The sequence below is a fragment of the Bacteroides sp. D22 genome (assembly GCF_000163675.1).
Lineage (GTDB): Bacteria > Bacteroidota > Bacteroidia > Bacteroidales > Bacteroidaceae > Bacteroides > Bacteroides xylanisolvens.
This window is the reverse complement of the sequence record NZ_GG774820.1, coordinates 59,873-73,264: the sequence shown is the minus strand read 5'-3', so window position 1 is coordinate 73,264 and position 13,392 is coordinate 59,873. Positions and strand designations below refer to the sequence as shown.

Sequence of the window (13,392 nt, the reverse complement as noted above, 5' to 3'; positions counted from 1 at the left end):
GATTAGTTTTGATTAAAGCTATACTGCAAAATTCGCACTTCTTATTTTTAAATGAATAATCAATGTCTTATCAGAGTAGAGTATCATCTGATAGACAAATGAATATCGGTAGTGAAAAATTAGTTATGTACTAACGTACCTATCTCTTCTCCACTGATAACCTTCTTTAAGTTGCCTACTGTGTCCATATCAAATACGACGATTGGCAGATTGTTTTCTTTGCACATACAAGTCGCTGTCAAATCCATGACTTTCAAACCACGTTTCAGTACTTCATCGTATGTAATATCGTCGAATTTGGTAGCGGTAGGATCTTTTTCGGGGTCAGCTGTGTAAATACCATCTACACGAGTACCTTTCAACATAACGTCTGCTTCGATTTCTATGCCTCTAAGTGAAGAACCGGTGTCAGTAGTAAAGAAAGGATTTCCCGTTCCAGCGGACATAATGACTACTTCGCCGTTCTCCATACATTCGATAGCTTTCCATTTACTGTAGAATTCACCGATAGGTTCCATCCGGACTGCTGTCAACACACGTGCCTTTACACCGGTAGCCACAAGAGCAGAACTTAGAGCGAGACTGTTGATTACGGTAGCCAACATTCCCATTTGGTCTCCTTTCACACGATCAAAACCTTTATTGGCTCCGCTTAGTCCGCGAAATATATTGCCTCCTCCGATAACGATACCAATTTGTACCCCTTGCTGGTGGATTTCTTTGATTTGTTCAGCATATTCTGCCAGTCTTTTTTCATCAATGCCATATTGCTTTTCGCCCATTAAGCTTTCTCCACTAAGCTTTAGTAAGATTCTTTTATACTTTGCCATACCTTTTGCTTTTTATTGTTTGCCGCAAATATAGAGATAATTTATCGGATAGCCTCACCGGGATACGATTACTTTTTTCATTATTTGTCTTCCCAAAAGGGTTTGTACAATTCCCCGCAATGAAAGATAAACGAGAAAAGCCAGCCACAGGGCATGATTTCCTAAAAGGGGATGGAAAGCGTAATAGACTCCAAAGAAGCTGGCAGAGGCAACTAACATGGAGTAAAGCATTTGTCGGGTAGCAGTGGCACCGATGAAAATGCCATCCCATAAGAAAGCGGAGAAACCGGCTAACGGAATAATGAGTGCCCAGTAAAAATAAGTGTCTGAAGCGCTGATTACTGAAGTGTCATTGGTTAGTAATCCCAGGAATTCTTTTCCGCCAGCTGTATAGAGAATCGTGAATACCAGTGAAAGACCGAATCCCCAATAGAAAAGGTGATGTATTGTGTTACGTAAGCCTGTTTGGTTTTTGGCACCAATGTAACGGCCGGCTAGTGCTTCACCGGCATAAGCAAATCCGTCCATAATGTACGAAAACAAGGTAAATAATTGCATGAGCAAGGTGTTCACGGCTAATACGATTTCTCCTTGGGCGGCCCCTGCAGAGGTAAAAAACATAGTGACTATAACAAGGCAGAGGGTACGGAAGAATATATCTCGGTTGACTTGAAAGAAACGGTACATGGCTTGTTTCTGTATGATTTCTTTCCACACGATTCGTTTTTTAAGCGTACTATAATAACGCATGTATAACAAAATAGCCATGAAGAAACCTGCATATTGGGCAATTAAAGTCCCTGTTGCCACTCCTGCCACTTTCATGTCCAATAAGTAGACAAAACATAGACTGGCTACAATGTTGACAATATTTTGAGTAATAGCGATATACATGGGAAAGCGTGAATTCTGCATCCCGATAAACCAGCCGGCGAATCCATAAAGCCCTAATGTGGCTGGGGCTCCCCAAATGCAGATGTAGAAATAGGTTGTTGCCAGTTGCTTGACCTCCGGTGTGGTTTGTATCAGTGTAAATGCCAGTTTCAAGATAGGGTATTGGAGTATCAACAGGCAAAGTGCTATAAATAATCCTACTCCAACAGAACGTAGCAGTAACCGGGGGATTTCGTTTAAATCATGCTGACCGTACGCTTGTGAAGTCATTCCGCTTGTTCCCATGCGCAGGAATCCAAAAATCCAGTAGATAATATTGAATAACATTCCCCCTACTGCAATGGCTCCAATGTACGCCGGAGAACCGAGATGTCCTACAATCGTGACATCGATAAGTCCCAGTAGCGGAACAGTAATATTCGATATAATCGATGGGATGGCTATCTGTAATATTCGTCTGTTTTCGGAGGATTTTATTTTATCTGTCATTGTATAAAAACACTTTTATCAATTTGATTGTTCTTTTCGCGAACAAAGGTACATTTTTTATTTTTTTATTGTATCTTTGTGTGTCACGAACTAAATAGCAATCAGATGGATTATGAGGACCTTAACTATTTTTCTTATCTCTTTATTTTCATTGCCGCTGGTGCTGAATGCGCAGTCGGTTGATGAGATGTTACAAAAAGTGTCTGCTGCCATTGAGGCAGGGCAGAATGGGCAGGCTGTGAGCTATTTCCGGCAGACTATCGCTCTGAATATAGACCGTACGGAAATGTATTATTGGACGAATGTAGACAAGAACAGTGAAATTAGCTCCAAACTGGCTACAGAATTAGCGCTTGCCTATAAAAAGAATCGGAATTACGACAAAGCCTATTTATTTTACAAGGAATTACTGCAAAAGGCTCCTAATAATGTAGATTGTTTGGAAGCTTGCGCAGAAATGCAGGTATGTCGCGGGCAGGAGAAAGATGCTTTGCGTATGTACGAAAAAATATTGCAACTTGAGGCGGATAATCTGGCGGCTAATATCTTCTTAGGAAACTATTATTATTTGACAGCAGAACAGGAGAAGAAAAAGTTGGAGGTGGATTATAAAAAACTTTCTTCTCCCACTAAAATGCAGTATGCCCGCTACCGGGATGGATTATCAAAGTTGTTCACTACCCAGTATGAGAAAGCGCGTAACTCTTTGCAGAAAGTGATTCTGCGTTTCCCATCAACAGAAGCTCAAAAGACATTGGATAAGATATTGAGGATAGAAAAAGAGGTGAATCGCTAAGCGGTTCACCTCTTTTCAATTATATTCAATTTGTTATTTTATAGTTCGTATTGGTAAATCCAAAGGCCCTTCATTAAGCGCTCGGGTATCAATGTCTCCTTTCTTCGGTCCGGGTATCAGAGGACTATAGGATAAGACATGTCTGATACGTTCACGTTGATTTTGAGTGAATTGGTTTGAATAACTAATAGCATAATCCATGATATTATAAGAGATAAACTCTATACCATCACATCCTGTTCGTTTTACCAAATTTTTAAATGTGTATTTTTCTCTCTCATTCTCATATATGTAATCACAATTGCTATCATACTCTTGTTTATTATAGCTTTTGGTATCTTTGCAATAATCCGTATCTTCACACGTGCCATTATCGGTTTCGGCAAAGACATGATGTAGTCCCAGGTAATGTCCTAATTCATGAGCTAGCGTGACAGCAATGTCTGCTGTACTATATTCTGTTGGAGTAGACTCTTCATTAATATATAGGCTATTAATGGAGACAGATAGTGGGAATTGTAAATTTGCTAATGTTAGATGAGAGTAGTCTGTTTCACCAAGCCCTTCTAAATAATGCTTGCCTGTAGTAGAAAAAGGAATATGAGAGATACCTAATGTTACTGAACTTGAATTCGGTTCAGTTGTAAAATTATAAACCATAATGTTGATATATGAGTTCGGATCCCATAAGTATTTTACATATTTTCCCGAATTATCCTTCATAAAGGCTTCACAATCGATAGGGTATGACTCTGACCATTGGATATATTCTACGCCAGGATTGGGTAATGTTTCTCCATTTTTATCTGTTGTTGCCAATGTAAAAGTAAGATTCATGTCTATACTGTTATTCTTGCTTTTATACAGACTGTTCACTTTGTCTAGTATATGGGATAAACGGCTTGAATTTACTTTTTGTAGAGAATTCTCATCTTCTTTATACAATACATGAAAGATTACAGGGAGTTCATAATGGTATTCTTCAGCCGTATTGGTAGAGCCATTTTGGATGATTTGAACAGTTTTGCTAACCTTATGACTTATGATAGTGACAGTTGCTGTTCTGGAATTAGATTCCAGATTTGCATTAATAGATAAGATTAACTTTCCAGCGTTTTCTCCTTTTTGTATATTGGGAATACACCATTGTTTATTACTTGTAACAGTCCATGAGGAACTACAAGTAATATCTATCGTTAATGATTCACCGCTTGCGCTGATGTTGTCAAACTTCGATTCTGATATATTTAATGTTGCAGAATCTGAATCATCGCATCCTATTAATATCCATAACAATGGAAGGAGGAAAATTAGTCTTGTTTTCATAAATGAAAGAATTTTATATAAAAACGCACGTTTCAAAGATAATGTTTTGATCTGGAATAGAATAGCTTATTTCAGTAAATATTCTACTTCCTTAAACATATAGTCTCTTTTCATCTGCATTTCGTCTTCTAATATCAACTTTCCTTCAGGTTCTACACAAACGATTCGTGCAAGAAATTCTCCATTGGCATCTTTATATTGATGCATCCCTTCCCTTCTGAAAAGAGATTTTCCATATTGACAGGCTATTGATGTTGTATCGCCTTTTTTGAGCAAGCTATAATAAGATTGGATACGCAGCATGATATTTTTCAGTGTTTTGAATAGATCATGCTCTTCTCCTGTGATTTGTAGTAGTGAAACGGGGTTAGGAGCAGAACTGTGAAATATCTCCTGATTAATATTAATTCCGATGCCTGCAATACTTTGATTGATGTTCCGCCCCATCAGATCGTTTTCTATCAACATCCCACATATTTTCTTTTCTTTCCAATAAATATCATTCGGCCATTTGATAGAAATATCGGAGGTATAAGTATCTAATTCTTCTTTAATGGCTAAAGAGATAACTTGTGAAATGAGAAACTGACGTCGTGCTTCCAAAAACTCGGGGAAGATAACGGTGCTGAAAAGAAGATTCTTGCCAGGAGCTGATTCCCACGAATTTCCACGCTGTCCCCGACCGGAAGTCTGAAAATCGGCGACAACGACAGTTAATTCCTCCACCTTCTGTTCAGAACAGAGAGATTGCAGATAATTGTTGGTCGAGTTCGTCTCGTTGATATGAATCAATGGAACCGGGAATGTATCAGGGGAGGGCATCATATTCTGCGCGTAACTTTTTAGTAAATTTTTTGATTACCTCATCATAAGAGTGGTCAATAAGCTCTTTCATCAATTTATCGTCTACGTCACTGTCAAAGCGGACACTATTCCAGTACTTTTTATTAAAATGATAAGCCCCTTCAATTCCCGAATAATGTTCACGCAATTCGATTGCTTTTTCCGGATCACATTTTAGTGCGATGTGATTAGCTTCTTCCAGGTCAATGAGAGCAAACATCTTGTTCATTACCTTTACAACCAGTGATACATCATCGAAAGGAAAAGATTCGGTGACTCCTTTCTTGTTCAAGCAGTATTCTCTGACAGTTTCTACATTCATAATGAATTAATAATTATAGTATGTTTTCATAATTGGTTATATCATAAATTAAAGCGCCGATTGCACGAATTTCACGGCTTTTATAATGATGAATATCTAAATCCACAGCTTTCTTTAATATAAAGGAGGATAAAATGCTTCCTCTATGTGTTCAACCTTGAAATTCCCGTCGTTGCCTACTACAGTGATGATATCGAAGCGTACAGGAGTGTCAATCTGAAACAATCTGATATAGGCATCTGCTGCACGTACTGTACGTTTTATTTTGGGTAAATCTACAGCATCTTCCGGGGCTGCAAACAGAGTGTCACTGCGCGTCTTCACTTCTACTACAATTAGTTCATTGTCTTTTGCAGCTACAATGTCCAGTTCGAAATGTCCTCTTCTCCAATTCCGGTCACGAATAAGATAACCTTTCTGCTCAAGATAAGCTACGGCGGCATTTTCTCCGGATTTTCCTAAATCATTATGTTCAGCCATCTTTTTTTGCAAATTTACTGCTTTTATTCTTTGTTTTTACAGAAGTAAAAGTAATTTTGCAGAAGATATGAGAAAAAGGAGTAAGAAGTGCCTGAAAATGCATGTCGAATGTACCAAAAGGGAACGACGGATGAGCATTTTATTGAGCGACGAAGAACAGCTGATTGTAGATCGTTATCTTGAGAAATATAAGATAACGAACAAGTCACGTTGGCTTCGTGAAACAATTCTCATGTTTATCCATAAGAATATGGAAGAAGATTATCCCACCCTTTTTGGTGAACATGATATGAGACGATAGTTGAAAATTAAAAATTAAAGCGGGGAATGCTGGACGATATTTACTTCATGAAACAAGCTTTGATAGAGGCAGGTAAGGCTGCCGAGCGGGGAGAAGTTCCCGTTGGAGCTGTCGTGGTTTGTAAAGAGCGGATTATTGCGCGTGCCCATAATCTCACAGAAACATTGAATGATGTAACGGCTCATGCCGAGATGCAGGCTATTACAGCTGCTGCCAACGTGCTTGGTGGTAAGTATTTGAACGAATGTACCCTGTATGTCACCGTTGAGCCTTGCGTGATGTGCGCAGGGGCTATTGCTTGGGCACAAACAGGCAAGCTTGTGTTTGGTGCCGAAGATGAAAAACGTGGCTATCAGAAATATGCCGGTTCGGCTCTACATCCTAAAACAGTGGTTGTAAAAGGGATAATGGCTGACGAATGCGCTGCACTAATGAAAGAGTTCTTTGCTGCGAAACGGAAATGAAAGCAGTGTAATGGCTATTTGATTTCCTCAAAATCTACATATTCGCCATCATCCTGGGTGAATATTTTTTTATGTCTTTTCTCCGGAACAATCTCGGAATATATTTCTTCTTCATCATCATTTGAACGGCGATTCGTTTGGTTATAGCTTTGTTGGCTTGTACGTCCTGATTCCGTTTGTTTCGGACGGGATGAAGATGAACTACGTCCTAATCCGAAAATCGTTCTTAATATGAAGCCGACAATAGAAAGGCCAAATACGAAAATGGCAATGATAAAAATGAGTATGAATAAAAGTATATGCATCGGACTATGATTTTTATGTTGTTACTTTGATAAAACTCATAGTACAACAAACGTGCCAAGAGATTGTTTATTTACTTTTTCTTGTAAAAAGTGAAAGTAAAATATACCATACGATAATGGCGGCAAAACTGCTAATTCCAAGAAATAGAAGAAGAGGAATGCAGATAATCAGGAATATAAAACTGATTTTGTTGTCATTCCATGACAGGTTTTTAAATTTCAAAGAAAACATCGGTATTTCTGATACCAGTAGTCCGGAAAACAGACAGACAAGTATAAGAAGGTAGACAGGATGGCAGTTGTCTGATATCAGGAAGTCATGTGCCCCTGCCACTAATGAACCCCAAAACAGAGCATTGGCTGGTACTGGGAGTCCGACAAAAGAGCTGGTCTGCCGTGTGTCATTGTTGAATTTAGCCAGGCGCAAGGCAGAAAAAACAGAAATCAAGAATGCCAAATAGGGTAGATAAGGAGCGATGAACTCCATATTTGCCGGATAGTACATTTCTTTGAACAAGGAGAATACGATCAGTGAGGGAGCAACTCCGAAGCTGACATCATCTGCCAATGAATCCAGGTCTTTTCCGATAATGGAATGTGCATTGAGTGCACGAGCCAACAATCCATCAAAGAAATCAAAAATAGAACTTAAAGCGATGAAAAGTAGAGCTAGTTCATATTTTGCTTCAAAAGCCATGACGCAAGCAATACAACCGGAGAAAAGGTTCAGGCAGGTTACGGTATTCGGAATACTATTTTTAATAACGTTTGTCATTGTGACAGAATTATTTAAGTTTGGCGATAACCGTTTGGTTACCGGTCGTTAATTGTCCCATTTTGACACAAATCTCCGTGCCAATGGGTAAATACACATCCACGCGGGAACCGAATTTGATAAATCCCATGTGTTCGTCAATATAACATTCTTCTCCTACTTCAGCGTAGGTGACAATACGGCGTGCCACTGCTCCGGCGATTTGCCGGGTGAGTATTTCCACTCCTTCCGGAGTTTCGATCACTACCGTAGAACGTTCGTTTTCTGTGCTGGCTTTCGGCAGCCATGCTTTCATAAAATTGCCATTATGATGCGCTACCTTTTTAATAGTACCATCTACCGGATACCAGTTGGCATGTACATTCACGATGCTCATAAAAATAGATACCATTAAGCGGCGGTCATGGAAATATTCGTTTTCATCCACTTCTTCGATGACGACGATTTTTCCATCGGCGGGTGCTACGACAATCTTTTCAGTGTCCTGCCCGAAGAGACGGATCGGACATCGAAAGAAATTCACCATCAGCAGATAGACTGCTATACTCGCTACTGCTACCACATAAAAAGGTATTTTGCAATCGATTCCCCAATAAAGAGCCGCATTAATCAATAGCAATAGCAAAAAGCTTGCCCATAATATATGTGTTCCTTCGCGGTGAATACGTATTTTTTTCAATTTCTTTAGTCGGCCCATGAATGCTGTTTAATGATATTGTCTGCAAAAATATACTTAATTTAAAAAATCAGCAAGTAAATGAGCATAGAAATGCGAATGTTGATAACTTTTTGAGGATTATTTTTGTTTATAACCCAAGAGGTAGTAATTTTATGCCTTCAAATTAACTACTTATCATTATGCAGGATTTCGTTCATTTACATGTCCATACTCAATATTCTCTGTTGGATGGTCAGGCTAGTGTAGCTCGTCTGGTCGATAAAGCCATGCAAAATGGGATGAAGGGTATTGCCGTGACCGATCATGGAAATATGTTCGGTATTAAGGAATTTACGAACTACGTTAATAAAAAGAACAGCGGTCCGAAAGGTGAAGTCAAAGACCTGAAGAAGCGAATTGCAGGAATTGAGGCCGGCACAATAGAGTGCGCGGATAAAGAAGCGGAGATTGCTGCCTGCAAAGCTAAGATAGTGGAAGCGGAAAACAAGCTTTTCAAACCTGTCATCGGTTGTGAAATGTATGTTGCGCGCCGCACTATGGACTTAAAAGAAGGTAAGCCCGACCAAAGTGGTTATCACTTGATTGTATTGGCTAAGAATGAAAAAGGTTATCATAATCTTATTAAATTAGTATCGCACGCATGGACACGCGGATATTATATGCGCCCGCGTACTGATCGTAGCGAACTGGAAAAATATCACGAAGGACTTATTGTTTGTTCGGCCTGTCTCGGTGGTGAAGTGCCGAAGCGGATTACTGCCGGGCAATTTGCAGAAGCCGAAGAAGCCATACAATGGTATAAGAACCTGTTTGGGGATGATTATTATCTGGAGATGCAGCGTCATAAAGCGACTGTTCCCCGTGCTAATCACGAATGTTATCCGTTGCAGGTAAATGTGAACAAATATCTGATTGAATATGCTAAGAAGTTCAATGTCAAACTAATTTGTACGAATGATGTTCACTTTGTAGATGAAGAGAATGCGGAAGCGCACGACCGTTTGATCTGTTTGAGTACCGGTAAGGATTTGGATGATCCTAGCCGTATGCTTTATACCAAACAGGAATGGATGAAAACACGCGAAGAGATGAACGAACTCTTTGCCGACGTTCCCGAAGCGTTGAGCAATACGCTGGAGATTCTTGACAAGGTAGAATATTACTCCATCGACCATGCACCTATCATGCCTACTTTTGCTATTCCCGAAGATTTTGGGACGGAAGAAGGCTATCGGGCGAAGTTTACGGAAAAAGACCTGTTTGATGAGTTTACTCAAGATGAGCACGGTAATGTGGTATTGAGTGAAGAGGATGCGAAAGCAAAAATCAAACGCTTGGGTGGCTATGATAAACTCTATCGTATTAAACTTGAAGGAGATTACTTGGCGAAACTAGCTTTTGACGGAGCTAAGAGAATTTATGGTGAACCTCTGTCGGAAGAAGTCAAAGAGCGAATGAACTTTGAACTGTATATCATGAAAACGATGGGTTTCCCAGGATACTTCTTGATTGTACAGGACTTTATCAATGCGGCACGTAAGGAATTGGGTGTGTCGGTCGGTCCGGGACGTGGTTCGGCTGCCGGTTCGGCGGTGGCCTATTGTCTGGGAATTACGAAAATCGACCCTATCCAGTACGATTTGCTGTTTGAGCGTTTCTTGAATCCGGACCGTATCTCCTTGCCCGATATCGATGTGGACTTTGATGATGACGGGCGTGGAGAGGTACTTCGTTGGGTAACGAATAAATATGGTCAGGAAAAAGTAGCTCATATCATCACTTATGGTACAATGGCTACCAAGTTAGCTATCAAGGATGTTGCCCGTGTGCAAAAGCTGCCTCTATCGGAGTCTGACCGATTGGCTAAATTAGTGCCGGATAAGATTCCTGATAAGAAACTGAACTTGCGGAATGCGATTGAATATGTTCCCGAACTACAAGCTGCGGAAGCATCATCCGATCCGTTGGTACGGGATACGATCAAGTACGCTAAGATGCTCGAAGGTAACGTACGTGGTACAGGTGTACATGCTTGTGGTACGATTATCTGTCGTGACGATATCACCGACTGGGTACCTGTCAGCACTGCTGATGATAAGGAAACGGGCGAAAAAATGCTTGTTACCCAGTATGAAGGTTCGGTGATTGAAGATACCGGATTGATTAAGATGGACTTCCTTGGTCTGAAAACTTTGTCTATTATCAAAGAGGCCGTTGAAAATATCCGTTTAAGTCGTAATGTTGAAGTAGACGTCGATGCGATAGACATCTGCGATCCGGCTACTTATAAATTATATAGTGACGGACGGACGATTGGTACATTCCAGTTTGAATCTGCCGGCATGCAGAAGTACCTGCGCGAATTGCAGCCTTCTACATTCGAAGATTTGATTGCCATGAATGCCCTTTATCGTCCGGGGCCGATGGATTATATACCTGATTTTATCGACCGTAAACATGGGCGTAAGCCGATTGAGTATGATATTCCAGTAATGGAGAAATACTTGAAGGATACGTATGGTATTACGGTTTATCAGGAACAGGTGATGCTTCTGTCGCGCTTATTGGCGGACTTTACCCGCGGTGAGTCTGATGCACTCCGTAAAGCGATGGGTAAGAAGCTGCGTGACAAGCTGGACCACATGAAACCTAAATTTATTGAAGGTGGGCGTAAGAACGGACACGACCCGAAAGTTCTTGAAAAAATCTGGACCGACTGGGAAAAGTTTGCGTCATACGCTTTCAATAAATCACATGCTACTTGTTATTCGTGGGTAGCTTACCAAACCGCTTATCTAAAAGCTAATTATCCTCCTGAATATATGGCTGCTGTGATGAGCCGAAGCTTGTCGAACATTACCGATATTACGAAACTGATGGACGAATGTAAGGCAATGGGTATTCAGACGCTGGGGCCGGATGTAAACGAAAGTAACCTGAAGTTTACAGTAAACCATGATGGTAATATCCGTTTTGGACTAGGGGCTGTCAAAGGTGTAGGTGAAGCTGCTGTCCATAGTATTATGGAGGAACGTAGTAAGAATGGTCCTTTCCTCGGTATATTCGATTTTGTGCAACGTGTCAACCTGAATGCCTGCAACAAGAAGAATATGGAGTGTCTGGCATTAGCCGGAGGGTTTGATAGTTTCCCGGAACTGAAGCGGGAGCAATACTTTGCTGTAAATTCTAAGGGTGAAGTATTTCTGGAAACATTGATGCGCTATGGTAACCGCTATCAGGCAGATAAGGCAGCTGCTTTCAACTCTTTGTTCGGTGGTGAAAACGTTATTGATGTTGCAACTCCTGAAATTCCTCAAGGTGTAGAACGTTGGAGTGATCTTGATCGCTTGAACCGCGAACGTGATTTGGTAGGTATTTATCTTTCCGCTCATCCGTTGGATGAATTCTCTATCGTGTTGGAACACGTCTGCAATACCCGTATGGCAGATTTGGAAGATAAAGCTGCACTTGTTGGTCGTGAAATAACGATGGGAGGAATCGTGACTAGTGTTCGTCGCGGGGTCAGCAAGAATGGAAATCCGTATGGTATCGCCAAGATTGAAGATTATTCCGGTTCTACCGAAATCCCATTTTGGGGAAATGACTGGGTGACTTATCAGGGATACCTCAACGAAGGAACTTTCTTATATATTAAGGCTCGTTGCCAAGCCAAACAATGGCGGCAGGATGAATTGGAAGTGAAAATCACCTCTATGGAGCTTCTTCCCGATGTGAAAGAAGAACTGGTGCAGAAGATCACGATTATCATTCCTCTGTCAGTCTTGAACTCGGCTTTGGTTACTGAACTTGCCACTTTGACTAAGGAACATCCGGGAAATACGGAACTGTATTTTAAAGTGACGGATGATGCCGATGTAAGTCACATGTCAATTGATTTGATTTCCCGTCCGATCAAGCTTTCAGTGGGGCGGGATTTAATAACATATTTAAAGGAACGTCCCGAACTGGGATTTCATATAAATTGATTATATTTGTGGCGAGAATAAGCTAACGAAATAACGTTTAATAATTAATACTTAAAAAAATGGCTTTAGAAATTACAGACAGCAACTATAAAGAGGTTCTTGCAGAAGGAAAACCGGTTGTTGTAGATTTTTGGGCTCCTTGGTGTGGCCCATGCAAGATGGTGGCTCCTATCATTGAAGAATTGGCTGCGGAGTTTGAAGGACAAGTAATCATCGGTAAGTGCGATGTAGACGAAAATGGTGATATGGCTGCTGAATATGGTATCCGTAATATTCCTACTGTATTGTTTTTCAAAAACGGTGAAATAGTAGACAAACAGGTAGGTGCAGTTGGCAAACCGGTATTCGCAGAAAAGGTGAAGAAGCTTTTATAGTCGATAATACTTAATACTTATCACTTAATACTTAAAAAAAATGGGACTGGAAGACGATTTTTTATTAGCAGATGCCGATGACGAGAAGACCATCGAGTTTATCAAAAACTATCTGCCTCAAGAACTGAAAGAGAAGTTCTCGGACGATGAATTGTATTATTTTCTCGATTTAATCGACGAGTATTACTCTGAAAGTGGCATTCTCGACGCTCAACCCGATGAAGACGGCTATGTCAACATCGATTTGGAAGAGGTTGTGGCTTACATTGTAAAAGAAGCCAAAAAGGATGAAATAGGGGAATACGATCCTGAAGAAGTCCTCTTTGTGGTTCAGGGAGAAATGGAATACGGAAACTCTCTGGGACAGGTGGACTAAACGACGTCCGGTCTCATTGCAGATAAAATTAAGATAAGGGGTGTGCTCTGTGAGTATACCCCTTTTTTTGCGGGATTTTTCTCAAACAGTTTTATGCTATGAGAAAAAGTTCTCACTATAATGAGAAAAAATACTCATTGCTATGAGAATTA

Annotated in this window: 15 protein-coding genes; 6 read left to right on the top strand and 9 right to left on the bottom strand. The window is 40.4% G+C overall.

Annotated elements, in window-relative coordinates; translation table 11 throughout:
* Window positions 1-119 precede the first annotated feature (119 nt).
* Both pyrH and HMPREF0106_RS04220 read right to left on the bottom strand, forming a co-directional pair.
* On the bottom strand, window positions 120-830 hold the full coding sequence (gene pyrH, locus HMPREF0106_RS04215) for a UMP kinase (RefSeq protein ID WP_004299207.1): 711 nt from the start codon (window positions 828-830) through the stop codon (window positions 120-122).
* 54 nt (window positions 831-884) lie between these two features.
* Window positions 885-2,213 (bottom strand): MATE family efflux transporter, encoded by a 1,329-nt coding sequence (locus HMPREF0106_RS04220; RefSeq protein ID WP_009040879.1) that lies wholly within the window; start codon window positions 2,211-2,213, stop codon window positions 885-887.
* A gap of 112 nt (window positions 2,214-2,325) precedes the next feature.
* Here HMPREF0106_RS04220 and HMPREF0106_RS04225 point away from each other — a divergent pair, with 112 nt between their 5' ends.
* Entirely contained in the window at window positions 2,326-3,009 is a 684-nt protein-coding gene (locus HMPREF0106_RS04225; RefSeq protein ID WP_009040878.1) for a tetratricopeptide repeat protein, read from the top strand.
* A 33-nt stretch (window positions 3,010-3,042) separates the two neighbouring features.
* On the opposite strand, the gene HMPREF0106_RS04230 is transcribed toward HMPREF0106_RS04225, so the two are convergent.
* The 4 genes from HMPREF0106_RS04230 to HMPREF0106_RS04245 all read right to left on the bottom strand — a co-directional run bounded on the left by HMPREF0106_RS04230 (window position 3,043) and on the right by HMPREF0106_RS04245 (window position 5,980).
* Window positions 3,043-4,335: a zinc-dependent metalloproteinase lipoprotein gene (locus HMPREF0106_RS04230; protein ID WP_032851605.1), complete on the bottom strand. Its 1,293-nt coding sequence runs from the start codon at window positions 4,333-4,335 to the stop codon at window positions 3,043-3,045.
* Window positions 4,336-4,401: 66 nt separating this feature from the next.
* A complete protein-coding gene (locus HMPREF0106_RS04235) occupies window positions 4,402-5,160 on the bottom strand; it encodes a biotin--[acetyl-CoA-carboxylase] ligase (protein ID WP_009040876.1) in 759 nt (252 codons plus the stop codon).
* A complete protein-coding gene (locus HMPREF0106_RS04240) occupies window positions 5,144-5,500 on the bottom strand; it encodes an MmcQ/YjbR family DNA-binding protein (RefSeq protein ID WP_004316305.1) in 357 nt (118 codons plus the stop codon). Before HMPREF0106_RS04240 ends, HMPREF0106_RS04235 begins: the two co-directional genes overlap by 17 nt.
* 114 nt (window positions 5,501-5,614) lie before the next feature.
* On the bottom strand, window positions 5,615-5,980 hold the full coding sequence (locus tag HMPREF0106_RS04245) for a YraN family protein (RefSeq protein WP_008025070.1): 366 nt from the start codon (window positions 5,978-5,980) through the stop codon (window positions 5,615-5,617).
* Window positions 5,981-6,047: 67 nt separating this feature from the next.
* Here HMPREF0106_RS04245 and HMPREF0106_RS04250 point away from each other — a divergent pair, with 67 nt between their 5' ends.
* On the top strand, window positions 6,048-6,281 hold the full coding sequence (locus HMPREF0106_RS04250) for a hypothetical protein (RefSeq protein WP_004299215.1): 234 nt from the start codon (window positions 6,048-6,050) through the stop codon (window positions 6,279-6,281).
* A gap of 26 nt (window positions 6,282-6,307) precedes the next feature.
* Window positions 6,308-6,745, top strand: coding sequence for a nucleoside deaminase (locus HMPREF0106_RS04255; protein ID WP_008640836.1), 438 nt, complete (start codon window positions 6,308-6,310; stop codon window positions 6,743-6,745).
* 14 nt (window positions 6,746-6,759) lie between these two features.
* Here the strand turns inward: HMPREF0106_RS04255 and HMPREF0106_RS04260 are convergent, their stop codons facing one another.
* The 3 genes from HMPREF0106_RS04260 to HMPREF0106_RS04270 all read right to left on the bottom strand — a co-directional run bounded on the left by HMPREF0106_RS04260 (window position 6,760) and on the right by HMPREF0106_RS04270 (window position 8,522).
* Complete coding sequence (locus HMPREF0106_RS04260) at window positions 6,760-7,050, bottom strand: DUF4834 family protein (protein ID WP_009040875.1); 291 nt, start codon at window positions 7,048-7,050, stop codon at window positions 6,760-6,762.
* 67 nt (window positions 7,051-7,117) lie between these two features.
* Window positions 7,118-7,825: a CDP-diacylglycerol--serine O-phosphatidyltransferase gene (gene pssA / locus HMPREF0106_RS04265; protein WP_004316300.1), complete on the bottom strand. Its 708-nt coding sequence runs from the start codon at window positions 7,823-7,825 to the stop codon at window positions 7,118-7,120.
* A gap of 10 nt (window positions 7,826-7,835) precedes the next feature.
* Entirely contained in the window at window positions 7,836-8,522 is a 687-nt protein-coding gene (locus tag HMPREF0106_RS04270) for a phosphatidylserine decarboxylase family protein (RefSeq protein ID WP_004316298.1), read from the bottom strand.
* Window positions 8,523-8,683: 161 nt separating this feature from the next.
* On the opposite strand from HMPREF0106_RS04270, the gene dnaE reads away from it, so the two are divergent.
* Genes dnaE through HMPREF0106_RS04285 form a run of 3 tightly spaced genes read left to right on the top strand, consistent with a single transcriptional unit; the run spans window position 8,684 to window position 13,240 of the window.
* Window positions 8,684-12,490: a DNA polymerase III subunit alpha gene (dnaE, locus tag HMPREF0106_RS04275; protein ID WP_008025066.1), complete on the top strand. Its 3,807-nt coding sequence runs from the start codon at window positions 8,684-8,686 to the stop codon at window positions 12,488-12,490.
* A gap of 59 nt (window positions 12,491-12,549) precedes the next feature.
* Window positions 12,550-12,864 (top strand): thioredoxin, encoded by a 315-nt coding sequence (trxA, locus tag HMPREF0106_RS04280; RefSeq protein WP_004306576.1) that lies wholly within the window; start codon window positions 12,550-12,552, stop codon window positions 12,862-12,864.
* A gap of 40 nt (window positions 12,865-12,904) precedes the next feature.
* Window positions 12,905-13,240 (top strand): hypothetical protein, encoded by a 336-nt coding sequence (locus tag HMPREF0106_RS04285; protein ID WP_004306577.1) that lies wholly within the window; start codon window positions 12,905-12,907, stop codon window positions 13,238-13,240.
* Window positions 13,241-13,392: the final 152 nt, after the last annotated feature.